Origin of the sequence: Rhizobium sp. RSm-3 (genome assembly GCF_001854685.1) — a bacterium.
GTDB lineage: Bacteria > Pseudomonadota > Alphaproteobacteria > Rhizobiales > Rhizobiaceae > Rhizobium > Rhizobium ecuadorense.
The window spans coordinates 232,625-257,087 of the sequence record NZ_MAWZ01000013.1 but is presented as its reverse complement, the minus strand read 5'-3'; the positions used below and the strand labels follow the sequence as shown (position 1 = coordinate 257,087).

At 59.6% G+C, this 24,463-nt stretch carries 29 protein-coding genes and 1 pseudogene; 25 read left to right on the top strand and 5 right to left on the bottom strand.

Annotated features, from left to right (window positions below; translation table 11 throughout):
• Window positions 1–255: 255 nt before the first annotated feature.
• The 11 genes from rpoD to BBJ66_RS14415 all read left to right on the top strand — a co-directional run bounded on the left by rpoD (window position 256) and on the right by BBJ66_RS14415 (window position 9,235).
• On the top strand, window positions 256–2,313 hold the full coding sequence (gene rpoD / locus BBJ66_RS14460; protein WP_049736253.1) for an RNA polymerase sigma factor RpoD: 2,058 nt from the start codon (window positions 256–258) through the stop codon (window positions 2,311–2,313).
• Window positions 2,314–2,516: 203 nt separating this feature from the next.
• Window positions 2,517–2,810 (top strand): GYD domain-containing protein, encoded by a 294-nt coding sequence (locus tag BBJ66_RS14455; protein ID WP_071087824.1) that lies wholly within the window; start codon window positions 2,517–2,519, stop codon window positions 2,808–2,810.
• Between the two features lie 178 nt (window positions 2,811–2,988).
• Window positions 2,989–3,726: a DUF930 domain-containing protein gene (locus tag BBJ66_RS14450; RefSeq protein WP_049736255.1), complete on the top strand. Its 738-nt coding sequence runs from the start codon at window positions 2,989–2,991 to the stop codon at window positions 3,724–3,726.
• Window positions 3,727–3,750: 24 nt separating this feature from the next.
• Window positions 3,751–4,866: a DUF930 domain-containing protein gene (locus BBJ66_RS14445; protein WP_071087822.1), complete on the top strand. Its 1,116-nt coding sequence runs from the start codon at window positions 3,751–3,753 to the stop codon at window positions 4,864–4,866.
• A gap of 105 nt (window positions 4,867–4,971) precedes the next feature.
• Complete coding sequence (locus BBJ66_RS34955) at window positions 4,972–5,133, top strand: hypothetical protein (RefSeq protein WP_003593186.1); 162 nt, start codon at window positions 4,972–4,974, stop codon at window positions 5,131–5,133.
• Entirely contained in the window at window positions 5,130–5,915 is a 786-nt protein-coding gene (locus tag BBJ66_RS14440) for an APH(3')-II family aminoglycoside O-phosphotransferase (RefSeq protein WP_083335564.1), read from the top strand. The genes BBJ66_RS34955 and BBJ66_RS14440 overlap by 4 nt, the downstream gene beginning before the upstream one ends.
• 57 nt (window positions 5,916–5,972) lie before the next feature.
• Window positions 5,973–6,782, top strand: coding sequence for an AraC family transcriptional regulator (locus BBJ66_RS14435; protein WP_071087820.1), 810 nt, complete (start codon window positions 5,973–5,975; stop codon window positions 6,780–6,782).
• A gap of 72 nt (window positions 6,783–6,854) precedes the next feature.
• Window positions 6,855–7,754 (top strand): DMT family transporter, encoded by a 900-nt coding sequence (locus tag BBJ66_RS14430; protein WP_071087819.1) that lies wholly within the window; start codon window positions 6,855–6,857, stop codon window positions 7,752–7,754.
• Window positions 7,755–7,757: 3 nt separating this feature from the next.
• A complete protein-coding gene (locus tag BBJ66_RS14425; RefSeq protein ID WP_071087817.1) occupies window positions 7,758–8,450 on the top strand; it encodes a B3/B4 domain-containing protein in 693 nt (230 codons plus the stop codon).
• Between the two features lie 82 nt (window positions 8,451–8,532).
• Window positions 8,533–8,931, top strand: coding sequence for a DUF427 domain-containing protein (locus BBJ66_RS14420; protein WP_071087815.1), 399 nt, complete (start codon window positions 8,533–8,535; stop codon window positions 8,929–8,931).
• Between the two features lie 70 nt (window positions 8,932–9,001).
• On the top strand, window positions 9,002–9,235 hold the full coding sequence (locus BBJ66_RS14415) for a DUF6894 family protein (protein ID WP_003565354.1): 234 nt from the start codon (window positions 9,002–9,004) through the stop codon (window positions 9,233–9,235).
• A 140-nt stretch (window positions 9,236–9,375) separates the two neighbouring features.
• Here the strand turns inward: BBJ66_RS14415 and BBJ66_RS14410 are convergent, their stop codons facing one another.
• Window positions 9,376–9,621, bottom strand: a complete 246-nt coding sequence (locus BBJ66_RS14410; protein ID WP_049736263.1) for a DUF6894 family protein — start codon at window positions 9,619–9,621, stop codon at window positions 9,376–9,378.
• 129 nt (window positions 9,622–9,750) lie between these two features.
• Between BBJ66_RS14410 and BBJ66_RS14405 the strand changes: the two genes are divergently transcribed.
• The 7 genes from BBJ66_RS14405 (at window position 9,751) to BBJ66_RS14375 (ending at window position 14,385) form a co-directional block, all read left to right on the top strand.
• Complete coding sequence (locus BBJ66_RS14405; RefSeq protein ID WP_071088125.1) at window positions 9,751–10,470, top strand: Crp/Fnr family transcriptional regulator; 720 nt, start codon at window positions 9,751–9,753, stop codon at window positions 10,468–10,470.
• Between the two features lie 129 nt (window positions 10,471–10,599).
• Window positions 10,600–11,820, top strand: a complete 1,221-nt coding sequence (locus BBJ66_RS14400; protein ID WP_071087812.1) for an MFS transporter — start codon at window positions 10,600–10,602, stop codon at window positions 11,818–11,820.
• Window positions 11,821–11,823: 3 nt separating this feature from the next.
• Window positions 11,824–12,495 carry a DUF922 domain-containing Zn-dependent protease gene (locus BBJ66_RS14395; RefSeq protein WP_083335563.1) on the top strand — a complete coding sequence of 224 codons (672 nt, stop codon included), beginning with the start codon at window positions 11,824–11,826 and terminating at the stop codon, window positions 12,493–12,495.
• A gap of 88 nt (window positions 12,496–12,583) precedes the next feature.
• Entirely contained in the window at window positions 12,584–12,937 is a 354-nt protein-coding gene (locus tag BBJ66_RS14390; RefSeq protein WP_071087808.1) for a DUF1428 domain-containing protein, read from the top strand.
• A gap of 73 nt (window positions 12,938–13,010) precedes the next feature.
• A complete protein-coding gene (locus BBJ66_RS14385) occupies window positions 13,011–13,433 on the top strand; it encodes a secondary thiamine-phosphate synthase enzyme YjbQ (RefSeq protein ID WP_071087806.1) in 423 nt (140 codons plus the stop codon).
• 151 nt (window positions 13,434–13,584) lie between these two features.
• On the top strand, window positions 13,585–13,890 hold the full coding sequence (locus BBJ66_RS14380) for a hypothetical protein (protein WP_049736269.1): 306 nt from the start codon (window positions 13,585–13,587) through the stop codon (window positions 13,888–13,890).
• Window positions 13,891–14,031: 141 nt separating this feature from the next.
• Window positions 14,032–14,385 carry a hypothetical protein gene (locus BBJ66_RS14375; RefSeq protein WP_049736299.1) on the top strand — a complete coding sequence of 118 codons (354 nt, stop codon included), beginning with the start codon at window positions 14,032–14,034 and terminating at the stop codon, window positions 14,383–14,385.
• Between the two features lie 414 nt (window positions 14,386–14,799).
• Here the strand turns inward: BBJ66_RS14375 and BBJ66_RS14370 are convergent, their stop codons facing one another.
• Window positions 14,800–15,540: an SIMPL domain-containing protein gene (locus BBJ66_RS14370; protein WP_071087804.1), complete on the bottom strand. Its 741-nt coding sequence runs from the start codon at window positions 15,538–15,540 to the stop codon at window positions 14,800–14,802.
• Between the two features lie 507 nt (window positions 15,541–16,047).
• On the opposite strand from BBJ66_RS14370, the gene BBJ66_RS14365 reads away from it, so the two are divergent.
• A complete protein-coding gene (locus tag BBJ66_RS14365) occupies window positions 16,048–16,599 on the top strand; it encodes a hypothetical protein (RefSeq protein WP_071087802.1) in 552 nt (183 codons plus the stop codon).
• 26 nt (window positions 16,600–16,625) lie between these two features.
• A complete protein-coding gene (locus BBJ66_RS14360) occupies window positions 16,626–17,045 on the top strand; it encodes a GNAT family N-acetyltransferase (RefSeq protein ID WP_071087799.1) in 420 nt (139 codons plus the stop codon).
• 31 nt (window positions 17,046–17,076) lie between these two features.
• On the opposite strand, the gene BBJ66_RS34950 is transcribed toward BBJ66_RS14360, so the two are convergent.
• A complete protein-coding gene (locus tag BBJ66_RS34950; protein WP_190238003.1) occupies window positions 17,077–17,223 on the bottom strand; it encodes a hypothetical protein in 147 nt (48 codons plus the stop codon).
• A gap of 250 nt (window positions 17,224–17,473) precedes the next feature.
• Between BBJ66_RS34950 and BBJ66_RS14355 the strand changes: the two genes are divergently transcribed.
• A complete protein-coding gene (locus BBJ66_RS14355) occupies window positions 17,474–17,668 on the top strand; it encodes a hypothetical protein (protein ID WP_003593214.1) in 195 nt (64 codons plus the stop codon).
• A 179-nt stretch (window positions 17,669–17,847) separates the two neighbouring features.
• On the opposite strand, the gene BBJ66_RS14350 is transcribed toward BBJ66_RS14355, so the two are convergent.
• Entirely contained in the window at window positions 17,848–18,057 is a 210-nt protein-coding gene (locus tag BBJ66_RS14350) for a hypothetical protein (RefSeq protein ID WP_071087797.1), read from the bottom strand.
• A 387-nt stretch (window positions 18,058–18,444) separates the two neighbouring features.
• Here BBJ66_RS14350 and BBJ66_RS35855 point away from each other — a divergent pair.
• Window positions 18,445–18,590 (top strand): annotated as a pseudogene (locus BBJ66_RS35855) (sialate O-acetylesterase); the annotation flags it as partial.
• A gap of 586 nt (window positions 18,591–19,176) precedes the next feature.
• Here the strand turns inward: BBJ66_RS35855 and BBJ66_RS14340 are convergent.
• Window positions 19,177–19,785, bottom strand: coding sequence for a hypothetical protein (locus BBJ66_RS14340; RefSeq protein ID WP_244511676.1), 609 nt, complete (start codon window positions 19,783–19,785; stop codon window positions 19,177–19,179).
• 1,015 nt (window positions 19,786–20,800) lie between these two features.
• On the opposite strand from BBJ66_RS14340, the gene BBJ66_RS14335 reads away from it, so the two are divergent.
• The 3 genes from BBJ66_RS14335 to BBJ66_RS14325 all read left to right on the top strand — a co-directional run bounded on the left by BBJ66_RS14335 (window position 20,801) and on the right by BBJ66_RS14325 (window position 24,372).
• Complete coding sequence (locus BBJ66_RS14335; RefSeq protein WP_071087791.1) at window positions 20,801–22,732, top strand: HsdM family class I SAM-dependent methyltransferase; 1,932 nt, start codon at window positions 20,801–20,803, stop codon at window positions 22,730–22,732.
• Window positions 22,729–23,208, top strand: coding sequence for a restriction endonuclease subunit S (locus BBJ66_RS14330; RefSeq protein WP_190238002.1), 480 nt, complete (start codon window positions 22,729–22,731; stop codon window positions 23,206–23,208). The genes BBJ66_RS14335 and BBJ66_RS14330 overlap by 4 nt, the downstream gene beginning before the upstream one ends.
• Before the next feature lie 285 nt (window positions 23,209–23,493).
• The gene (locus BBJ66_RS14325) at window positions 23,494–24,372 is read left to right on the top strand and encodes a DUF7946 domain-containing protein (protein WP_128146102.1); all 879 of its coding nucleotides are present in this window, start codon (window positions 23,494–23,496) and stop codon (window positions 24,370–24,372) included.
• Window positions 24,373–24,463 lie beyond the last annotated feature (91 nt).

Sequence of the window (24,463 nt, the reverse complement as noted above, 5' to 3'; positions counted from 1 at the left end):
AAAAAATGTGGGAATCACCGTTCGACTTGTTGAAACGGTGAACTGGGTCAAGGCGGATCGCGCAACCATGGCCGGAAATCCAAAAGCAAAAAAGCTTTGCTGTCCGATGCCGGCGATCGTGGTTAATCAGGCTTTAAATGTCATCCCGTTAGGTGGGCAAAGGTGATTCGAGGGCGGCGCGAGCGACGCGTCAGGCCCTGAGACGGCCCATTCACCGTAGCGAGATTGGATAGCGTCAGGAAGGCGACGATATAAATGGCAACCAAGGTCAAAGAGAACGAAGACGCGGAAGTCGAACGCGACGGCGCAAGCGACGGCCCTCTTCTCGATCTTTCCGACGACGCGGTCAAGAAGATGATCAAGGCCGCCAAGAAGCGCGGCTATGTGACGATGGACGAGCTCAACGCGGTCCTGCCGTCCGAAGAAGTGACATCCGAGCAGATCGAAGACACGATGTCGATGCTGTCGGACATGGGCATCAACGTCATCGAAGACGAAGAAGCCGAGGAAGCCGGTGCTTCCAGCGGCGGCGATGACGACGACGCCGGCGGCGACGAGGAGAGCGAAGGCGGCGAACTCGCACCCTCGAGCGGCACGGCGCTCGCAACCGCCAAGAAGAAAGAGCCGACCGACCGCACCGATGACCCGGTGCGCATGTACCTGCGCGAGATGGGCTCGGTGGAGCTTCTTTCCCGCGAGGGCGAAATCGCCATTGCCAAGCGCATCGAGGCTGGCCGCGAAACGATGATCGCTGGCCTCTGTGAGAGCCCGCTGACCTTCCAGGCGATCATCATCTGGCGCGACGAACTCAACGAAGGCACGACGCTGCTGCGCGAGATCATCGATCTCGAAACCACCTATTCCGGTCCTGAAGCCAAGGCTGCGCCGCAGTTCCAGAGCCCCGAGAAGATCGAGGCCGACCGCAAGGCCGCCGAGGAAAAGGAAAAGACCCGCCGCGCCCGCTCCGGCGACGACGACATCACCGATGTCGGCGGCGAGGGACTGCCTCCCGAGGAGGAGGAAGAGGACGAGGACGAATCCAACCTTTCGCTGGCGGCGATGGAAGCCGAGCTTCGCCCGCAGGTGATGGAGACGCTGGATACGATCGCCGAGACCTACAAGAAGCTGCGCAAGCTGCAGGACCAGCAGGTCGAGCAGCGCCTGTCGGCATCCGGCACGCTGTCTTCAGCCCAGGAGCGCCGCTACAAGGAGCTCAAGGACGAGCTGATCAAGGCCGTCAAATCGCTGTCGTTGAACCAGAACCGCATCGACGCCCTGGTCGAGCAGCTTTACGACATCAACAAGCGCCTCGTTTCCAACGAAGGCCGCCTGCTGCGCCTGGCCGAATCCTACGGCGTCAAGCGTGACTCATTCCTGGAACAGTATCAGGGCGCCGAGCTCGATCCGAACTGGATGAAGTCGATCGGCAATCTGGCCGCCCGCGGCTGGAAGGAATTCGCCCGCGGCGAAAACACGACGATCCGCGACATCCGCCAGGAGATCCAGAATCTCGCGACCGAGACCGGCATTTCGATTTCGGAATTCCGCCGCATCGTGCACATGGTGCAGAAGGGCGAGCGCGAAGCGCGCATCGCCAAGAAGGAGATGGTCGAAGCGAACCTTCGCCTCGTCATCTCGATCGCCAAGAAGTACACGAACCGCGGCCTGCAGTTCCTCGACCTCATTCAGGAAGGCAATATCGGCCTGATGAAGGCGGTCGACAAGTTCGAATACCGCCGTGGCTACAAGTTCTCGACCTATGCGACCTGGTGGATCCGTCAGGCGATCACCCGCTCGATCGCCGACCAGGCCCGCACGATCCGCATTCCGGTGCACATGATCGAGACGATCAACAAGATCGTCCGCACCTCGCGCCAGATGCTGCACGAGATCGGCCGCGAGCCGACGCCGGAGGAACTGGCGGAAAAGCTCGCCATGCCGCTCGAAAAGGTCCGCAAGGTCCTGAAGATCGCCAAGGAGCCGATCTCGCTCGAAACCCCTGTTGGTGACGAAGAGGATTCGCATCTCGGCGATTTCATCGAGGACAAGAACGCGCTGCTGCCGATCGACGCCGCCATCCAGGCGAACCTGCGCGAGACGACGACCCGCGTTCTCGCCTCGCTGACGCCGCGCGAAGAACGTGTTCTGCGCATGCGCTTCGGCATCGGCATGAACACCGACCATACGCTCGAAGAAGTCGGCCAGCAGTTCTCGGTCACCCGCGAACGTATCCGCCAGATCGAGGCGAAGGCGTTGCGCAAGCTGAAGCATCCGAGCCGCTCCAGGAAGCTGCGTTCGTTCCTCGACAGCTGATTTGGACAACGTCGTTCTGATTGGAAAGCCGGGCCTCGCGCCCGGCTTTTGCGTTGTGATTAGTACCAATGATCCCGGCGGCTTTCTTGTCGCTGCCTGGTGACAGGCCTATAATCCGGCCACGGGGGAAGAGATCGATCGCGACGCGCGAGCGAGGGTCGACGTATACCTGCGTAGACCGGTCCTCCGTTAGGAGGTGCGACATGACCACTTACATTCTTTTGATCAACTGGACGGACCAAGGCATCCGTACTGTTCGCGACTCGACAAAACGGCTGGACGCGGCGAAGAAACTGCTCGCCGGCGTCGGCGGCTCCTTCAACCAGTTCTATCTGACGATGGGCGGACACGACATGGTCGCCGTCTGCGAGGCGCCCGACGACGCGGTGATGGCGCATTTTACGCTGTCGCTCGCCATGGGCGGCAATGTCCGGACCGAGACGCTGAAGGCCTTTCCTGAGGCGGCCTATCGGGATCTCATCGGTTCGCTCGGCTGAATGCAATTAAAGATTGTGTATTTTATTTGTTGCATGGCTTCGGCTGTGCTGACAGTGTCGCACCGTGCTTCAATTTCCGCGGCAGGGCACCCGGCCCGATTTTAGGGCAAGCTCCATGATGAAAGCGCTCCCCAGTTTCATGATCACCGCCGATCGTCCGACGGCTGCTTCCTGACCGATGGAACTGGCGGCGGGCAAATGGGACGATGGGATCCAGCGGGGCGCGGCGGCGTCCTTCGCCTTGCATGCCGCGGCGATCCTCCTTCTCCTGCTGCTGTTGCCGAAGGCCGAGCCGCCGCTGCCATCGCCCGATGACGGTCTCTTGGTGGAGATCGTTCCGCAGCCGGTGGGAGCAGTGAAGACGGCCGAGCCGGTCAAGGCGCCTTCGCTTGAAGCGGCAAAGCCCGAAGCCGCGGCGCGCCCAGCAGAAAGGCCTGCGCCGGTTGCCAATAATGCGCCTGCTGCGGCAATCCCGTCTGTGACGCCGATCGCTCCGCCGGCGCCGAAGCCGGCTGAATTCGTCGCCGCAAGCCGGCTGTTTTCCGACAAGGTGCTGGCCGATCCGCGCAGCCGGCGCGCCCGCGAGGCGCTGCGCGGCCTTGCCGGCAGCGAGCGCAATCTGCAGCTTTGCGACCTCGAGGCGCTGGAGCAGGTCCGCCACGCGCGGCCGGATATGCGGCCCGATCTGCTCGCCCCCTATGCGATGGCGCCGGAGAAAATCAGCGGCAACAGCGTCGAGGTGAGGGGCGGGGCGTTGCGCAGCAACAGGGCATGGTACAACATCCAGTTCAAATGCGGCCTCGATGCCGGCTCCGGCAAGGTCACCTCCTTCGCCCTTCTCGTCGGCGATGCCATTCCGCAAGGCGAATGGCAGGCGCATGACCTGGTGGCCGATGACGGGGCTGCCGACCAATGACGCCGATCACGCAGTTTTTTTCCTTTGTGGCTTGATGCTGCCGGTTTTAAAGGCCACATCGCTGCTGTGACAGAAGAAGACGTGGCACCGGCGGAAACGCAGCACGAAACGGGAAAACAGCGGCCTGAAATCCGCTGGGGTGTTGTCGTGTCCGTGCTTCTGCATGTTCCCCTAGTCGCGCTTCTGATCTTCGGCCTGCCGAAGATCGAGCCGAAGCCTGCCGAAGAAGAGAGCGTGAAGGTCGAACTCGTTCCGCCGCCGGAGGAGAAGAAGCCGGAGGAAAAGCCCAAGGAAAAGCCACCGGAGCCGAAGCCGCCGGAACAGGCGAAGAAGCAGCCTCCACCGCCTCCACCTCCACCACCGCCACCACCACCGCCTCCGCCGGCGGCGGCGGCTAAGAAAACTCCCGCGCAAACGAAGCCGATGCCGACCCTGCGCCCGGTCATTGAGTTTGGCGATAAGAATAGCGGCCCCGAAAAGTCGCTGACGGGAAATTCTTCGCAAGGTGAAGCCAAACCTGCGACAACCCCGCCGCAGCAGGATTCCGAAACGGCGGAGATGCCGGCAAAGGCGGCGGCCGATAAACCTAAAACTGAGGAGCCTCCATCAAAACCCCTGCCAGATGACGTGAAGCTTCCTGAGGTTGCGACGGCGGACGTTTCGCCGGAGCGTAATGGGCCGCCGACAGACGTGTCTGGCGAAACCAATACGACGATCGAGCAGGCCAAACCGCCTGAAGAAAAGACCGCTGAGACGGCTAAAGCGATTGCTAAAAACAGCGATCTACCCAAGGCAAAAACGCTGTTTTCACAGACGGACGATGGCAGCCCGTTTGCGCAAACTGCGATCAATGGGCTTCCACGTAAAAATCGAGTGGCCACGCTTTGCACCACCGAGCTTCAGGCCCAACTTGTTCACGGTTCGCCGCGTTATTTCCCCATCTCGTTGCCCAGTTTTGGATTGCGAGCCGGCAGCATTCTCAACGTCGACGATGCGGCCTTTAGCACAGCCAAAGGCTGGTACCACGTTCGTTTCCGGTGCGAGTTGGATGAGGGAGCGACGAAAGTCGTGTCGTTTGCCCACGAAGTCGGCGGGTTGATCCCCCGCAGTCAGTATGCGAAGTATGATATTCTTGACTAGGCCTTGCGATGGGATTGCGTCTCACTGGCAACAAGCCACACGCAAGGAACCGCATCTAGCCTCTCCTCATGGCCGTGATGATACGGTGACGAAGAGGACAATGATATGTCGAACGAGATCGAGCATTTTCTTGAGCGTCAGGATGAAGCCGTGAGCGCGCTGTTCCTGGAACACAAGGGCGACGAGCTGACCGATATTCTGGTGGCGGCCCTGGAAGAGGCGTTCGAAATCCTTCTCGAAGCTGCACCCGCCGAAACCGTTCATTGACATTTTCCAAAACATTGCCGGGAGCGCTTGCGGAGCGGCTGTCCGGCTACCGGTTCGAACGCGATACGCTCGGCCGTTCCACCGCCAGCGTCTTCCGGCTGGAAGGCGAGGGGCTGCCGGTCCTCTACCTGAAGGTCGAGGCGGCGGGGCCGTTCGGCGAGCTTGCCGATGAAGCCGTCCGGCTCGGCTGGCTGAAGACAGCCGGCCTGCCGTGTCCCGAAGTGATAGCCCGGGAAAGCGACGGCCGGCGTAACTGGCTGCTGATCGGCGCCCTGCCGGGCAATGATCTTGCCAGCGCCTCGGCGCTGACGCCGCTGGTGCGGGTGGAATTGCTGGCAGCAGCGCTTTCCCGTCTCCATGACCTGCCGATCGCCTCCTGCCCCTTCGATCACCGGCTGGAGAACCGTGTCGCCACGGCCAAAGCGCGCATGCAGGCCGGCATCGTCGACGAGACCGATTTCGACGAGACGCGGCTTGGGAAAAGTGCCGCGACCCTGTTTGCCGAGCTCAAAAGCAGAAGGCCGGATCGCGAGGATCTCGTCGTCACCCATGGCGATGCCTGCCTGCCGAATTTCGTCGCTTCGGCAGAAGGGTTTTCCGGCTATATCGATTGCAGCCGGCTCGGCGTCGCCGATCGCCATCAGGATATCGCGCTCGCCTGCCGCAGCATCGCCTATAATTTCGGCGAGGTCCTGGTGCAGCCCTTCCTCGATCGTTACGGGCTGACGATGCCGGATCCGGCAAGGCTCGATTACTTCCGGCTGCTCGACGAGTTTTTCTAGCCATTGCCCCATTACCATCCGGCTGGCAGAGTGGCCGGCGATCGGAGCTGCAGGCAGATGACGGCGAAAAACCAGTTCAGGATGTTGCGCTGTCTTCTGGCGGGCGTCGAAGCGGTGGAAGCGGAAACGCATCACAGTTTTTCCAGGCACACGCATGAGCAGTTCGGCATCGGCCTCGTCTCATCAGGGGCGCAGAAATCGCTGAGCGGCCGCGGCATGGTGGAGGCTACAGCCGGCGATATCATCACCGTCAATCCGAACGAGGTGCATGATGGCGCGCCGATTGGCCAGCGGCGGTCGTGGCGCATTCTCTATTTCGATCCCGAGTTCGTCGCCGGCCTGGCGCGAGAGATCGGCGACGGCGGGGCAGGGCGATCGGAAATCCCGCATCCGGTCATCCGCAACAGGGCGATCGCCGCCCGCTTCGAGATGCTGTTTCGTGCGGTCACCGGCGATGGAGCGGCCGATTGTCTGCTCCGCGAGCAAATGCTGCTGCAGCTCGTCGCCGATGTCATGCGCGAGCGCGGCGGCAGCGACGAGCGGCCGCCGGTGCCGGCCTCGATCCGCGTGGCCCGGGATCTGATCGACGACGATCCGCTTGCCGCCGTCTCGCTCGCCGATCTCTCGCGGGAAAGCGGGCTCAGCCGCTTCCAGGTGCTGCGCGGCTTTGCCAAGGCGACGGGATTGACGCCGCATGCCTATCTCGTCCAGGCCCGCATCCATATCGCACGGCGGCTGATCGCTCAGGGAACGCCGCTTGCGGAAGCGGCCTTCGCCAGCGGCTTTGCCGACCAGAGCCACATGACGCGTGTCTTCGTGCGCAAATACGGCCTGTCGCCGCGGCTCTATGCCGGCGCTTTTCTCTGAGCGCCTGCAATTTCGTTCAAGACCCGATCCGCTCCCTGCTGTTTTCTCGCCGCGTCCAACAGGAGGCGCCGAATGTCGAAGCAGGTTCAAGGCTATCTCTATCTGGCGCTGGCCATGCTGACCGTCGGAAGCACCGTCATTGCCAGCAAGCTCATCGCCTCCGGCCTGCCGGCGTTCACCGCCACGGCATTGCGCTTCGCGCTGGCTTTTCCCGTCTTGCTGGTGCTGATGCGGGCGAGCGGCGTGCGGCTGCCGAAACTCTCCCGGCATGACCGCCTGATCCTCGTCATCCAGGCCGGCGCCGGCAGCGTCGGCTATACGACGCTGCTGATCTCCGGCCTCAGCCTGACCTCGGCGGCCGATGCCGGCGTGGTCATCGGCACGCTGCCGGTGGTCTCGGCTGCGATTTCCATTCTGCTGCTCCGCGAAAGGCCGAAGCCCGCTTTGCTTGTTGCCGTGGCGCTGGCGACGGCAGGCGTGCTCTCGATTGCCGTCACCCCGGACGCGGCCGGCGGGTCGCTCGCCGGCAATGCGCTGATCTTCTGCGCCGTCGTCTGCGAGGGGCTGTTCATCCTGCTGAACAAGAAGCTGAAGACGGAGATCCCGCCGCTTGCCCAGTCGACGCTGATGGCCGGCATCGGCTTCGCCGTCGCCGTCATCCCGGCGGTGTTCGAAGCGCCTCTCGCACCGGATATGTCCACAAGCGCCGTCGTTGCCGTCGTCTATTATGCGCTGGTGCCGACGGTCGGCGGCTTCCTGCTTTGGTACGCCGGGGCGGCAAGGGTGAGCGGCACGGAGGCTGCGCTCTTCACTGCGGTCGCGCCGGTCTGCGCCGTCATGCTGGCTTTCCTCATCCTCGGCGAACCGATCGGGCTCAACCAGATCGCCGGCATCGCCTGCGTATTGGCGGCCGTGCTCGGGCTTGCTGTTGCCGGCAACCGGGCGGCAATGAATATATCCGGAGGGAGGTAGGCCATGCAGTTCCGTCATTCCAATGCGATATGGCAGGCGTTTCCGGAGCTGCGCGCCGGCGCGCTTCATGTGGACGCTATCCATGCGGATGCCGATGTCGAGACGGCGATTGCGCGCTTCAGTGGGATTGCCGAGGCCCGGCTGGCCGCGGCGCAGGAGGGCGAATTTCCGGAAATCCAGGCGTGGCGGCGCGGCTTTTCCCGCATGGGGCTGAAGCCGACGCAATATCGCTCAGCCTCCGAGGCGCTGCTGCGCCGCTTCCGCCAGGAGCATGGCCTGCCGCGCCTGCATCCGCTCGTCGATCTCTGCAATGCGATTTCGCTCGCCTTCGCCATTCCGATCGCCGTCTTCGACACGGAACGGATCACTGATGATCTCGAGGTTCGGCGGGCCGGCGGCCACGAGACCTATCTGACCTTCGGCGGCGAAATCGAGCATCCTGAAGCAAACGAGGTGATCTTCGCAGACGGCGAGGAGAGGGCGCATGCGCGACGCTGGACGAACCGGCAGAGCGGGCTTTCGGCCGTGCGCCCGACGACGCGCTCGGTGCTGATCGTTGCCGAGGCCCTGCACACTTCTGCCGGCGAGGATATCGCCAGGCTGATCGCAACGGTCGAAGACGCGCTTGTCCGTCATTGGCCGGCGGCGCCGAAAAAGGCGATGCTGAGCCTGGCATCGCCGCGTTTCAAATTCTAATGCCTGTCGTCCGCAAAGGTCTTGGGCCGGGGGCATGCCCGCCCTATCTCGGTGAGATCGATATCTCCTGGAGACGAATCTCATGTCAGACAAATCGATCAAGATTCCCGGCCCGGATCATCCGATCACCGTCGAGCACAATCCCTGCCGCGTCGTCGTCACGCTTGGCGGCAAGGTGATTGCCGACAGCCGCGATGCGCTGACGCTACGCGAGGCCTCCTATCCGCCGGTGCAGTATATTCCACGCAAGGATGTGGAGATGTCGCTGCTGCAGCGCACCGATCATGCCAGCCATTGCCCCTATAAGGGGGACGCCGCCTATTACAGCATCATTCCGGGCGGCGAGCGCTCCAGGAATGCCGTCTGGACCTACGAGGCGCCGAATGCCGCGGTCGGCAACATCAAGGACCATCTCGCCTTCTATCCCGACCGCGTCGACGCGATCGAGGAAATGGCCTCGCCGGAGGCCGGCACCTTCTGACGGTGACAATAGCCTCGGGTGGAACCTGTTGGTTGCGGGATCGTTGACTTGATCTAGCGGGGGATGTGTCGTGCCGAAATTCTACTTTCAGCTCCTCGATCGTGATGGCGTCGGGGCGACCGAAACCGGATATGAATTCGCCTCCATCGAGGCCGCCAAAGCGGAGGCGCGCCGCGTGCTTGCGGAGATGGCCGCCGAAGGACTGCCGGCGGAACCGCTGAACATGCTGTCGGTGGAACTCTTCGACGAAAGCCGGCGGCCGCTGGCGGAAATCCGGCTGATTCTCGAGGAAATCGCCAAATAGCTTCAGCCGGCATGCCGCCTCCGATCTCGCTCGGAGCAATGGCGCGACTATGTCAAATTTAATTGCCGGCTATGAAGGCGGGTCCTAATGCATGCTGCGACATGCATAAACGAAGAGCCAAAGCCGCGTCGCGGCGACCGCTATCGCAGGACGTCGAGCCATTCATTGTTGAAGACGAGGCTGGCAACCGTCACCGGATCGCCGCTTTCGTTGCGAACGGTGACGGCGATGATGGTGCGATCCCCCGCGGGCAGTTCGTCACGGGCCACATCCAGCAGGATGCGGGTCACCTCTTTGGGAATGTCCGCGCGCGATCTGAGCTCGGTGCCATGCTCGTCGCGTGTCGGACCTTCGCCGTTATGCAGATCGAAAAAGTAGCGAGCCATGTTTCTTCCTGTGGGTCACAGGGGAAATTACAGATGAAGACAATTGTTCCCGAGGCTAGGCATTGATTCTTATAGAAAATACAGGTCGCATCGTCATGATCACCTCTTGTGCTATCGGCGGACAAGCCCGTGATTGAAGCCCTGCTGCTCAACCTTGGAAGCCGCGATGTGCTGTCGGCAGAGGAGGAAAACCTTCTCCGGTCGATCCTGGTCAAGGACCGGCACTTCGTTGCCGGAGAGGATATCGTCCCCGAAGGCAGCCGGCCGCCCTACAGCACGCTGCTGATCGATGGTTTCGCGGCGCGCTACAAGGTGATGGCCGATGGCAGCCGCCAGATTACCGCGCTGCATGTCGCCGGCGATTTCGTCGACCTGCACGCCTTTCCCGTCAAGAAGATGGATCACGGCATCGTTGCGCTGTCGGCCTGTCATGTCGCCTTCGCCGATCATGCCGATCTCAGGGCGATCACCGAGCGCATGCCGCATCTGACCCGTCTTCTCTGGCTCGACACGCTGGTCGATGGCGCCATTCACCGGGAATGGATCGTCGCCATGGGCCGGCGCTCCAAACGCGCCCATATCGCTCATCTCGTCTGCGAGCTTTTCGTGCGGCTGCAGGTCGTCAAACGGACGCGGGGCGAAAGCTTCCAGTTTCCGTTGACGCAGATCGAGATGGCCGACGTGCTCGGCGTTTCCGTCGTCCATCTGAACAAGACACTGCAGGCGCTGAGGCGCGAGGGGGTCTTCACCTGGGAGAACCGGACGATCACCATCGTCGACTGGGAGCGCCTGCAGGAAATCGCCGAATTCGACCCCGCCTATCTGACCATCGTCAAGGAGCCGCGCTGATGCCGGCCGGTGCGCCGTCATCACCGCGCGTTGCAATTGACAAACCGCTCATCGGAGCAGAACACCGTTTTGACATTCACGAAAACCTCCTGAAGGCCGCGTCTCCCATCGCCGGCCGGTGACATCGCAATGGACATATCCCAAGCCCCGCGGAGCGTTCTTCGCCACCCCGGCTATCTGAATTTCGCTGCCTCCCGCGTCTTTTCCTCGCTTGCCTTCCAGTCGATCGGCATCGCCATGGGCTGGATGATCTACGACCAGACGCACAGCGCCTTTGCGCTCGGCCTCGTCGGCCTCTGCCAGTTCCTGCCGATGGCGGTGCTGACCTTTGTCGTCGGCCATGTCGCCGACCGCTTCGACCGGCGGCGCATCGGCCTCATCTGCCAGTTGATCGAGGCGGTGACGGCGCTGGTGCTCGCGGTTGCCACCTGGCAGCAATGGCTGACGCCTTCAGGCATCCTTGTCGCCGTCACCGTGCTCGGCGCCGTCGTCGCCTTCGAGCGGCCGACCATGGCGGCGCTGCTGCCGAATATCGTGCCGGCCTCGATGCTGCAAAAGGCGGTCGCAACCTCCACCTCGATGATGCAGACGGCGCTGATCATCGGTCCCTCGCTCGGCGGCCTGCTCTACGGGCTGAACCCGGTGGCGCCCTTCGCCGTGTCGGCGCTGTTCTTTGCCGCCGCCAGCGTCAACGTCATCTCGATCCGCATGCAATGGGCGCCCGGCAAGCGCGAGAAGGTAACGCTCGCCTCGGTCTTTGCCGGCGTCGCCTTCATTCGCAGCCGGCCGGTGATGCTCGGCACGATCTCGCTCGATCTCTTCGCGGTGCTGCTCGGCGGCGCTACCGCGCTCTTGCCGATGTTTGCCCGTGATATCCTCAATGCCGGCCCGTGGGAGCTCGGGCTTCTGCGCGCCGCACCGGCGATCGGCGCGCTCGCCATGTCGATCGTGCTTGCCCGCCGGCCGCTCGAAAGCAATGTCGGGCGCAAGATGCTTGTTGCTGTCGCCGTGTTCGGCCTCGCCACCATCGTCTTCTCGCTCTCCACCAATATCGTGCTTTCCGTCGCGGCACTGCTCGTCGTCGGCGCGTCGGATACGGTCAGCGTCGTCGTGCGCAGTTCGCTGGTGCAGCTTCTAACGCCGGATGAGATGCGGGGTCGTGTCAGTGCGGTCAACTCGCTGTTCATCGGCACCTCCAACCAGCTCGGCGAATTCGAATCCGGCATGATGGCGGCAGCCCTCGGCCCGGTCGCCACCGGCATCGTCGGCGGGCTCGGCACTGTTATCGTTGTGCTCCTGTGGATGCGGCTCTTCCCGGATCTCACCAAGGTCAAGACGCTGCAGGGGTGATGCATGCATGGTGCGTTGAAAGCGGCAGCGGCTCCCGTTAGGGTCCGCGCAAATCATAATTCGGCGGGGCCGCGCGTGACGAAAACCTTTCTACCCTATGTATTGGCGGCGTTTTTCGCATCGGTGCCGGCCGCCGCACGGGCCGATTGGCAGGCTGTGGAAGAGGTGCGGCCCTATTCGATATCGGGAACGACCGGCGCCGAACTCTACGAATCGATCGGGGCGCGGGGGCCAAAGGCCGGGGTCACGGGCCGGGTGATCGCGCATACGACGTTCAAGCTGACCTGGACCCGGAAATACGAAGCGCAGGGCAATGCCTGCGTCATCACCACCAACCGGCCGAAGCTGATCATCACCTATACGCTGCCGAAACCATCGGCCGCGCTGCCGCCGGCCGTCGGCAGCAGCTGGGAGAGCTTCATCACGGGCGTGCAGACGCATGAGCGCGTGCATGGCGAGACCATCAAGGAGATGGTCAAGGAAATCGAGACGATGAGCATCGGCCTCACCGTTGCCGACGACCCCGATTGCAAGAAGATCCGCATCGAGCTGACCCGCCGCCTCGGCGAGATCTCCATGAGGCAGCGCCAGCGCGGCCGCGACTTCGACAAGATCGAAATGGGCGACGGCGGCAATATCCAGCAGCTCATCCTCAAGCTGGTGAATGGGCCGTGATTGCCTCTGCCCGGCGCTTCCTCCCTGGACCTGCCCGGCCGCTCTCCTATTTCTCTCCCCAGCGCGAGATGGATGGAGGAGGCGTGTTATGTCCTATGTCGACGGTTTCATCGTGGCGGTGCCGAAGGAGAATATCGAGGCCTACAAGAAATTCTCGACCTTCGCCGGCTCGATCTGGAAGGAATATGGTGCGCTCGAATATGTCGAATGCATCGGCGACGATGTGCCCTATGGCGAACTGACCTCCTTTCCCCGCGCCGTGCAGGCGAAAGAAGATGAGGTCGTGGTGTTTGCCTGGATCGTCTACCGGTCGCGGCAGGAGCGCGACGATATCAACGCCAAGGTGATGGCGGATTCCAGGCTCAAGGGCGACCAGTGGCAGATGCCCTTCGACGGCAAGCGGATGATCTATGGCGGCTTCGAGACGCTGATCAAGCTCTGAACCGATCCAGGCATTGACTTGGCCGTCACGGCGCGCCAACTCGCGGCGATATATTCCGAGAGGGGAGAGCGCCTTGCCACAGACGATCCTGACCCTGTCCACACGCGGACAGGGTCTCTACGAATTCACCGACCAGGCGGATGCCTTCGTCAGTGCCTCGGGGCAGGGTGAGGGGCTTCTCACCGTCTTCGTGCGCCACACCTCCTGCTCGCTGCTGATCCAGGAAAATGCCGATCCCGACGTGCAAGCCGACCTTCTCTCTTTTTTCCGCCGCCTGGTGCCGCCCACCTCCGATCCTGACATGGGCTGGGTCGTGCATCGGGCCGAAGGGCCGGACGATATGCCGGCGCATATCAAGGCGGCGCTGACGCAGGTCTCGATCGGCATTCCCGTCGCAGGCGGTCGGCTGCTGCTCGGCACCTGGCAGGGCCTCTATCTCTTCGAACACCGCGACCGGCCACACCGGCGCGAAATCGTGCTGCATCTGAGTTCGTGAAAGGATTAATCCTTCTGAATGAAAACTGAATGCCTGGTTCGAACCCCGTTCAGTTTGCAGCGTTTACTGTCGAGACAATCCCTGAAGGGAGCTTAAGCATGGCGCGCGAAAACGGCATGCGAGAGATAAAGATCAATCGACGGAGACACTTATGACGCATTTCCTCACCAAGGCTTGCCTCGCCGCAGTGCTCGCCCTCGGCGCCATTCCCGCCACCGTTTCCACGGCCGCAGCCGCAGGGCCGCAGACGAATTTCGTCGTCGAGGCGCAGTACCACCGCCCGATCCGCGGCTGCTCGCCGATGCGCGCCGTGCACAAGGCACGTTATCTCGGCCTGCGGGATGCCCGCATCACCCGCATGTCGCCGCGCGTCGTCGTCGTTGCCGGGCGCGACCGCCGCGGCTGGGACAGGATCACCTTCGCGAATGTCCGCGGCTGCCCGCTGATCCGGCGCTGAGGACTGCGCCGGCAAGCGCCGACACGGCGCTTGCCGGCCCTTTTGCCTTGACGGCGACACTTTCAGCCGCTTCTTCTCTAATCCGTATGAGTGATTCCCGGGCGGCTCGGCCGCACCGACTTTGAAACGAAAGGTTTTTCGATGATGCAGTTTTTGGCAAAGGCGGGTCTTGCCGCCATGCTGACCGCCGGCACCCTTGCCGGCACGGTGGCGCCCGCCGCCGCGCAGTTGAATATCATTATCGGCGATCAGGACCGTGACGCGCCGCGGGACTACCGCCGTCCGGCTCCGGGCTACGACCGTCCGGGCTACGACCGCCGTCCGCGCGGCTGCGATCCGCGTCTGGCCGAAGACATGGCCCGCGATTACGGCTTCCGCCGCGCCCGCGTCGTCGACGTCACCCCGCGCCGCGTCATCGTCCAGGGCTGGACACGCCGCGGCCCCGGCGAGATGAGCTTCGGCAACGTCCGCGGCTGCCCGGCTCTGCGCCGCTGATATAGATTAGAATACCGCCCCGTCTCCCCGACGCGGCGGCTACTGCATAATTCCTTAGATCGGAAACGATCTAAGGACAAAATTATGCAGTAATTCAAAGTGCTGCAGCGTCCTTTGCACGTCTGAAAGACGTGCGGCGCTGCAGAACCGCCTTTGCCCGTCTCCCCGGATCGGCAAGGGCGGTTTTGTTTTTGTGTTCGGTTTGATGACAGTTGCGCTCTTACCTGGCGCGATGCTTCGGAGCCACAAGGTTGCCCCTCACCCTAGCCCTCTCCCCGTAAAAACGGGGCGAGGGGACTTGCCACGCGAGACGTTGGTGAGGGACGGAGAGGTCGCGTCATATCCCCTTCTCCCCGTTTACGGGGAGAAGGTGCCGGCAGGCGGATGAGGGGCCGACGCGCGGCACTTTCTCATTTACTGCTCGATCGCAAACGTCACGGTGACGCTGACAGTATAATTGTTCTCGCCGCCCTGGACGGGAACCGCCGCATCTGAGGCCTCCTTCATCATCGTGGCGCGATAAACCGGCTGCGGCATCGGGCGGGGCACATTCTCGTTGATCTCGATGATGCGGCCGAGCTTGACGCCGGCGGCTTCGCTCAGCGTCTTCGCCTTCTTCACCGCTTCGGCGACGGCGTTCTTGCGCGCCTCTTCGAGGGCCGTTTCCGGCTTGTCGTTGGTGAACTGGATATCGCCGCCCTGGTTGATGCCGAGGGTGACGGACTGGTCGATCACCTGGCCGAGCTTGGCAAGATCGCGCAGCCGGACGGTGACCGAATTGATGGTCTGGTAGCCGATCAACTGCGGCGGCGGCTGCTGGCCATCGACTGGCTGCGGATAATTATATTGCGGCTGGATTGAGAAGCCGGAGGTCTGCAGATCGCGCTCGGCAATGCCGCCGTCCTTCAGCGCCTTCAGCACCTCGTTCATCGCCTTGTTGTTCTCGTCGAGCGCTTCGCGGGCGGTCTTCGCCTGCTTGACGACCGCAAGATTGACGACGGCCATGTCGGGCGCAAGCGCCGATTCGCCATCCCCCGTCACCGAAATCACCGCCTCGCGCGGCTTTGCCTCCTGCGCCCATACAGGCGCCGCACTGCCAAGCGGCAGGGCCAGAAGGGCAGTCATCAGAATGGTCTTGGAAAGCATCGGCGCCATGTTTCATTCCCTAGTTGTCGTTTCCCGGATGAACGTTCTGTCGGTTGATTGTGAAGCTATTGCGGCGGAAGAGAAGGGCGAGTGCGCATGGAGAGAAAAATGTGCGGGGGCGGGAGGAGAGGGTGTGCCGTGCCAGACCCCTCTGCCAGGCTGGGGTGAGGGTCTCCGCCTTCTCCTCCCTCATTCCTGTGCTCGTCACAGGAATCCAGTGCGCCCAAGTCTTTGGGCGCGGAAGACTCTGCTTCAGCGTAAAAAGTCATTCACCGCGCAGACGCGCGGTGGCTGGATTCCTGTGACAGGCACAGGAATGAGGGAGGAGAAGGTGACGCTCTCAGACGCCGGTAACGGCAGTGCATGACGCGTGGAGGCAGGGCAGAGGGGGCGGCCACGGCACGCCCTGACCATTCCTGCGTCTTCCCACCACCTTCCCAAATCCCCCAAACCTGCTAGCAAAGACGGCGGGTTAAGAAACAGGGGCGGACAGGCTGTGTCCGGCAAGGGGGCAGCATGCGCTTCATGACAATTCTTTCGCTCGGCTTCGCCATCGGCTTGGCGGGCTGCTCCCAGGTGGCGGAAAAAGCGGAGAATGCCGCCAACCGCTCCTACACCAGCTATGCGCTCGGCAAACCCTATGCGGAGATCGCCAATCTCGGCCAGTCGCCGATGGCGCGGCTTTCCGGTTCCGACGCCACCTATGGGCCGATGATCGGCGCGACGCCGCTGAAGAACGGCATGACGATCTACCGGCATATGGCGCCCGCCGCTAAGACCGAGACCGGCACGAATTTCGCCGGCCTGGTCGGCAGCTCCACTGTGTCGCAGAACAACCGGCTGTCCTATTTCCTGGTGGGCGCCGATGGGATCGTCAAGGATTGGGCGACGGGCTCGGCGCAGGGTAGCGCCAGCGACTGCGTGCAATATATCGGCGGCATCATCAACCGCTGCAACGACATGCGGCAGCTGCAGGCTTCGCTGGCGCTCTACGACATCAGGGTGGCAACCAAGGCCGGCCAGCCCATATCAAGCTGGGGCGAACCGGCAGCGCCCGCGGTGAACTGAGGGCGGCCGCCGACGACGAGGAAACAATGTTCGAAACGCTCGACCCCGTGCCGGCCGAAATCTCCAACGCGATATCAGACGGTATCAGTGCCATTAACGAAAACGCGCAGATCCGGCGCGAGGCCTTTGCCATCGTCTGGCGGGAGAACGGACGGCTTCTCGGCGGCATAACGGCCTCCGTTTCCTTCTCGGTGCTCTTCATCGGCAATTTATGGGTTGCGCAATCTGAGCGGCTCGGCGGCATCGGCACGAAGCTGATGGCGGCGGCGGAAGAGGAGGGACGCCGCCGCGCCGCCGTCACGGCCTGCGTCGACACGCTCTCGACCCAGGCGCCGGCCTTCTACCCCAAACTCGGCTACGTCGAATTCGGCAGGATCGGCGGGCGCGCCGAAGGCAGGCCGGTCGACAGGATCTGGTTCCGGAAGGAATTGTCCGCCGCCGCCTGATCGGAGCCGTCAGTGGCGGCTTTCCGGCGCGTCAGGCGCCGAAATCGTCCATGAAGGAGGGATGGATCGCAGGCTTGCGCTCTTCGCACGCGTCGCGAAAGCGCTGGGGAACCGCACCGAGACCGGTGACGAAACGGGTCAGGAGATTGCGGTTGAAAAGTTTCTGTATGGCACTCATGGCAGTTTACTCATTCTTTTTTTTGTTAGGCGGCAGCATATATTTTGCCCAGGCTGCCGTCGCAATGGGCAATTTTGCATGACAGTTATGTGACGGTGCATGGCTTGAGTGCAGGCCGAAAGCCAATCACATTGGCGTTAGGAGGGCGTGCCAAAGCGGGTGATCTGCTATAATTCCCCACAAATGCGCGTGATCGCGTGGTAAATTACCCCCTTCGGGCAAACCCATGTCCTCCGAAGGAGAAGCTCAGATGAACCGATTTTTCGCACTTATCGCGACCGGAACGCTGATCAGCCTTGCCACGATCACTTCGGCCTGCACCTCATCCGGAAATCTCGACCAGACCTCGTCGATCGGGGGCGGCTATTATCGGGAAGAGCTGCCGCTCAACCCGGCCTGCGGGGGTGGGTTCAGACCGAGCGACGGCCGCTCCTGCAGCTATTAAAGGCCTGCTCGGTATTGATCTGGCTACGACGTCTTCTGGATTGGCGACCGCAGATGAAATCGGGATAGCTGCCGTCACGGCGGCAGCCGATGGACGAGCAAGCGGATTGCAGTTGAGCGGTTACGACCAACTGCCTGCATCACCGCTTTGGACACTTGCTTGGCATCCAAGGTCAACACTCAGTGAAGCCCTTGCAGTCTGTTTCGCCGTTCTGCCAGCAGTTCGTTTCGAACCAAATCCCTGGCATTGTCGGAAAGACCATTCGGCCCCAACAGACCAAGCTCGGTAAACCGCGCTTCGATTTCCTTCGGAATGCTATCCGCTTCGTGTTGGCAAAGGCGCACAAGCCACTTCCATTCGTCGCTCGTCATATCCCTGTGCACGACCATGAATTGCTACCCCCTCCCGAGAACAACGACATCCACTAATAAGTACCACAACTTCTATCGAAAGGCAGGTGGCTAGGCCCTCCACCAAATCTCTACTGGTAAAAGATATTGGCTCCGCCATTCATGGATCAATCTCGCCTTTTCATGGACGAGCAGCGGGAATTTCTCCATGGAACTGCATGCTGCGTAGCAGGCACGATCTCTCACTCAACCGGATGATGGCAATCACTGGTTCGGTCTATAGTTTAAAGCAGGTTTCCGGCGGCTCCACGCGAAATAGTCGTCGATTGTAGCTCGATCCTTGATCGCTCCTATAGGTCCATGCCATCGGATGATGATTAAAAGGTAACGAACACGCGCAAAACGCTGGCAGTCGGCCTGGCCGCCATGATCGCCATGTATTTTCTCGGCGGGATGAGTGCGAGACATGAGATCTTTCCTTGGCCGCAACTTTCCGCGCTGAAGAAAATGGTTGGCGGAGGGGGGCGGTGGCTCCAAGCCGTTATACTTTCGACGACAAGCAACGACTCATCCACGGGTATCCGCGAGGGCGCAAATTCTGACGCGTTACTCATGGAGACGACCGCTTCGACGATTGCCATATCGGGGGCACAGGTGCTGAGAAAGTGTCGCGGGCCTGGCTGAACCTTCTGCGCGGCGATCCCCGCCTGGAAACCTCGCGATAGTATTCCCTGAACCGATTTTTGCGCCTTCGCGATATGGCTTTAGGCCCAGCGATGGGCGTTCTTCTAGTTATTAGAAAGTCTTTGTGTGCCGGACTATGTCGCTGCCCTTCGATCAGGGCGCTCCGGTTGGGCGAGCAGGTCCAAAAGGCTCAGAAGGCGCTGTACGACATTGCTTCAAAGAGCTGCTCAGTCGTTGTGGAGACAATCGCGGAGGATTGCAAAATCACCGGGATGACGACGCGGCAACAATCACGATGGTTTCATTTCTGTGCGCAGCCAGATCAACATGGCGATCAAGCTCAAGCCTTCAATGTAGACGGCTGCGAGCGCCAAAGTCGTACGATTGTCGTCCAGCGGGGGCAAGTGTCCGTATCAACAAACCGTGGAATTTCGAGCCTGGTGGGCCTCCTTTTCCCCGAAGTACGACCGTCGCTCATCTCACGGCATTGTCAAGAATTTCATCCAAGCGCTGCTCTCGGCGCTCTTCGGTCGAGTATCCCTTTAGGGAGCCATAAATCTCGCTCTTTAGTATCTTCCAATCCTGCATTATGATTTTGTCGGCGAAAAGCCAATCCTGAGCCATTAGAAACGCTAGCTGGAGACGAGTGACAAGGCCGTCCTCTTCCTGAATTTTGCCGGCTTGGAAGTCTTTCCGCACCGCGCGCTGCCTTTCTATTTCCTGCGTTGTAGGGGGGAATGAGGAAAAGCTGGCCCAATCCGACAGCCGATCATAGATTTGCTGCCGGCGCGGCGCATCGATCCGACTGATTATCTCAGCAAACAGGGACGCAGCAATGTGCGTGGTTGCCACCTCCTTCGGTACGCCTTTACGTCCATTGTCTCGGATCGCATCGCGGACAGCTGGGTCATTGGGAAGATGATTATTCTTGAGGAGCAAAGTCATCGCCATGACTTTGGCAAGCACTTGGTTTTCGTACGAACGCTGTTTCCACCATCGCAGGATCATCGGGTTATCTTTCGTCCGCAGCTCGTCGCTAATCGTCGCGTCTCCCAATGTTGAGCGACGACCGTAGATATTCACATATTATATGTTGCTTCCACGCGGACAAGCGGGACCGGATGTAGGGTTTGGTGAATCAACTGATTTTGCCTCGTCAACAGTCCCCAAATGGCGGCGTCCGCGCCCTCCAATAATTTTTTCGGCGGACCATTAGCGTCCAAAATCCCTCGCTGATATCCGTGATATTGGCGTAAATAGTTGTTTTGTTTGTAAAATTGGTGGGCCCGGAGGGAGCGCCCACCACAGATCAAAGGCCCTTAGAGGCGGGCTCTCGGGGACTACGAGGGGACACGATGTCCCCCTTTCTTGCCTTTACATTGCATATGAGTTTGAAAGTCTCAATAGGCGCGAGTGCTCCCCCAACTATCGTCTTCTATACAATGGCGATGATCGGTGCCGCCCGCTGAGGCTGATCATTCCGCTCAATGATTGAGATTATCTGGCCAAATAGAGGTGAAGCGTTCTTCCCGCTTTTAAGTCTATTAGAGCGGCGGGGCGTATTGTATCAATGTTTACATTGGGCATGGCGGCTGCCTGATCTAGGTGCTTCGAGGACCAATAGGGCTGGTGGACAAGTGCTGGCAGATCGACGAGTAATTAAACCAATCTTTGATTGACGCGGAGATAGAGGTGCTGCCCAAACCTGTTCATGCGTCTAATTGAGGTAGCGCTCAAGCGAACCCGGTGACATAGGCACCCAGCGCAGGTGATGTAGAGAGCCGTCATTTAAAACCTTGCTGCTGAGCCGGAAGTCGGGTCGCATTCCAACAGTTGCTACGCATCGTTGTGAGGAACCTCCCTATAGCGGGCGGTCAAAGAGCGGGCGGTGATCTGAGTTACGCAAGGGCCACACCAAGCCCACTACGCTAGATTGCTTTCTGTGGGCGATTGCCGAGCCGGCAATACGAGAAACGTCTTCTCTCGTGGAGGTTCACCACGCTATAGACACGTAGCAGTTCTTCGCACCGATTCTTTGCAGTCCGTTAATGCGAGAACCTTTATGAATGACTGGGTGACGTGACGCGCGGAGGGGCCGATGGCGAAGAATGAGCGTAGGACCGAAAACGTCGTTCGTGAAGAACTTCGTCGGTTCGGCTACTATGATCCGGCCTCTGACATACAGGTGGAAGAACAGAAAACTAACATCGCGTTGCTCCGTCGAGGGTTTAGGGTTGCTAGTAAGTCGGGAAGGGGCGGAGCGGGCTCACCCGAGTTCATAATCTCATCCCCGAGTACGCCAGACTTCGTTATCCTCGTAGAGTGCAAGGCCAGTACAAAGGACCATAGCAGCGGTGTAGATGAGGCAACCATCGCTAGCGGGGACGCCATAATCGAGGCACCAGGTGCGAAGGTTCGTCGCATCCAGCGTTACGCTGTAGACGGGATACTCCACTACTCAGCCTTAGTTGCAAAGGACATCAATGTAATCGCGATAGCGGTGAGTGGTGAGACTTTAGCCTCGTCCCGAGTCTCTGTGTTTCTTCACTCGAAGGGTGCGGTCTCACCTAAAGCGCTGGTGACGGACAAGGGTGCTTCTATCTCAGGTTTTCTGCCTTGGGACGAATTTATCAGGCACGCCTCCTTTGATGAGACGGTTCAGAGGCTTCGCTTTGAGGAGCTGATGTCCTTCTCCAGAGAGCTTCATGACTTCATGAGAGACCACGCAAAACTCACTGAGAGCGAGAAGCCACTGCTCGTCAGTGGAACACTACTCGCACTGAGAAACAGTGCGTTTGCGAAAAGTTTCGATGAGTACAAGCCTGATGAACTTCAAAAAGAGTGGATACGGGTTATCACCACTGAGATTGAGAAGGCAAAAATACCTCAGGCGAAAAAGGACAATCTATCGCAGCCGTATTCGAGCATCTCTGTTCATCCCGAACTCGGAAAGCCCACCAAAGCTTATCCTAAAGGCGTTCTTAACGAACTCATTACTCAGTTAAATGAGAAGGTGTGGCCATTCTTAGGTATTTACAACGACTACGACGTCGTGGGTCAGTTTTACGGCGAGTTTCTGAAATACACGGGTGGCGATAAAAAGGCACTCGGTATCGTACTTACTCCCCGGCATGTGACTGAGCTTTTTTCGCTGCTGGCGCACGTAGGTAAGGATGACGTGGTCCTGGATATTTGCGCTGGCACCGGAGGCTTTCTCATCTCCGCTATGCACCAGATGATGAGAGCAACGAACACACAAGACGAGCGAGACCTGATAAAAGCGCAGGGCCTTGTAGGCTGCGAGCAGCAGCCGAATATGTTTGCGCTTGCCGCTTCCAACATGATTCTCAGAGGGGATGGAAAGGCGAATCTTTATCAGGGGTCCTGCTTTGATGCGGCTATTGCTGACGCGTTGAAAAAGCACGACGCAAATGTGGGCATGTTAAACCCGCCTTTCTCACAGTCGGATGAAGATTTACACGAGCTGTACTTTACCAAACACATGCTGGACTGCCTCCGCCCGGACGGAGTAGGTATTGCTGTCGTGCCGATGTCCTGTGCGATTGCTCCTCACGCCGCTCGTTATGAAATCCTGAAGTATCATACCCTAGAAGCCGTAATGTCTCTTCCGGATGAGTTGTTTTACCCCGTTGGCACTGTCGTATGCATTATGGTCTTTAGAGCCCATAGGCCCCATGAACAGCAAAATACAAAGACATGGTTTGGCTATTGGAAAAACGACGGTTTCGTTAAGACCAAAAAGAGAGGCCGGGTTGATCTTGCCGGCCAGTGGTCAGCTATTCGAGATCACTGGGTTGATACGTTCCGAAATCGCGAAGTTCATGTCGGCGAGAGTGTAATGAAGCGGGTGACCGCCGCCGATGAGTGGTGTGCGGAAGCTTATATGGAAACAGATTATTCAAACTTAGGTCCAGAGACCTATAAGAACACCGTTAAACAATATCTCATTTTCCAGCTTATGAACGATATTCTACCCCTGCCGGAAGCTGATGAGGAGGAGCTGGCGTGAAATTGGTGAAGGTTTCGAAAATATTTGAGGTTTTTTACGGGGTAAATCTTGAGCTGAACAAGCTGACGATTGATCCAAGCGGCGTAAACTTCGTCTCGCGGACAGCTAACAACAACGGTGTGTCAGCCAAAGTGGAACTCATCGACGGATTGGAACCTATCGAAGCTGGAGTTTTGACTGTAGCGGGTGGGGGGTCCGTTCTAGAGACCTTTCTTCAGCCAGAGCCTTTCTACAGCGGGCGCGATCTCTACTGCCTTCGGTCAAAGGTAGAGCTCAGCGTCGAGCAAAAAATCTTCTACTGCATGTGTATTAGGGCGAATAAATACCGGTTTAACTACGGGAGACAAGCTAACCGCACGCTCAAGGATCTTCTAATTCCCGACGTGTCTGAAATCCCTAACTGGATCGGTGAAGAGTTTGATGGCGTTCTACGGAACTGGCACCGCCGTCTAGATGGTGCTGTGAAGCAATCGTAATCCGGACCGTAGTTCCTGACTCTCCGTTCATGTTCTGTCTGCACGCCGACGTACATATCCTGCGTCGTATGAGTATGTCCTTCCAGCTGAGCTTTGAAGGGCTCTAAGGCATGTCTAGCTGCGAGGTAATCGGGCAAGCTATATTGCCGTCGACGCCACAGCGTGTAGATGGGCAAGCTCAGGCTTCTTTATTAACCGCCATTTATTTTTCCCATCCTGTTTTATTTCGTCTGGGTTAATCTACCCAGGGTTATACCAATAGCGATTCGCAAGTCGGGGCAAACTTTGAGTGTAATTTTGAAATTTGCGCTTTCGTTCGAGGGCAACGATGCGGACGACCATCTACTTGACTTCTATGATGCTGCTGAGGCGCTGAGAGGTTTTCAGCGAAGCCTTGCGCTCACTGCTCATCTGGTCCTCAATGGAGAAATCATAACTGAAGCGCCATCCCTCAAAGGCGCGCGAGTCATGATCACTTCTCCTGAAGCGGGAAGTTGGAAAGTGATCGCTGCTATCGGAATGCTAATGTCAGGTGTTTCCGTAGTCGGTACTGCCTCGCGAGACTCTGTCTACGGTCATCTTGCCACCTCGCTATATGACTATGTGATAAATGAAAGCCTCGGTTTCCATGTCGACTTTGATAAGACTTTGGGAATGCAATACGAGGAAGAGGTGAAAAAGCGGAAAAGCATCGTACCTGTGGTCACCCAGTCACAAGCTGACTCTTTAATTGAGAAGGTTGAGCGGTCTGTAAAGCAAATGCATAGGCCGATCTATGCATCCAAAACAGCTGAACAGGCTCGCGTTGTTTCCATCTTTAAGAAACAGAAGTACCCGATCGCGGTACTTGATGCCAGTAGTTATGATTATCTTCACCTCACAACTGCGAGTCCCCACACAGAATCTTTTATCGGCAAAGTCAGCAGTTACAACATCAACACTTTCAAAGGGCGAGTTTATATCCCGAACGAACAGCGACCTGTCCCGTTCGAGCTGGACGAACGAGCAAGAGATGTCGTTACGGTTGGCCGTATAACCGAAAGCCTTCGACTGCATGCGCTCAACGCCGGTCAGCAGTTCGGACTAATAGCTTTCACCGGCCACAGGCTGGAAAGCAGTTCGGGACGATTGAAACAGGTCCTAATCACGAGTGTCTCGCAGTAAGGAGACTATTAGGCGCACTCGAATTTTGAAACTGAGAAAATTTCCGCGGAGGCATCTAACAGGTATCGCGAGCAAGTTTACCCCCATGGCC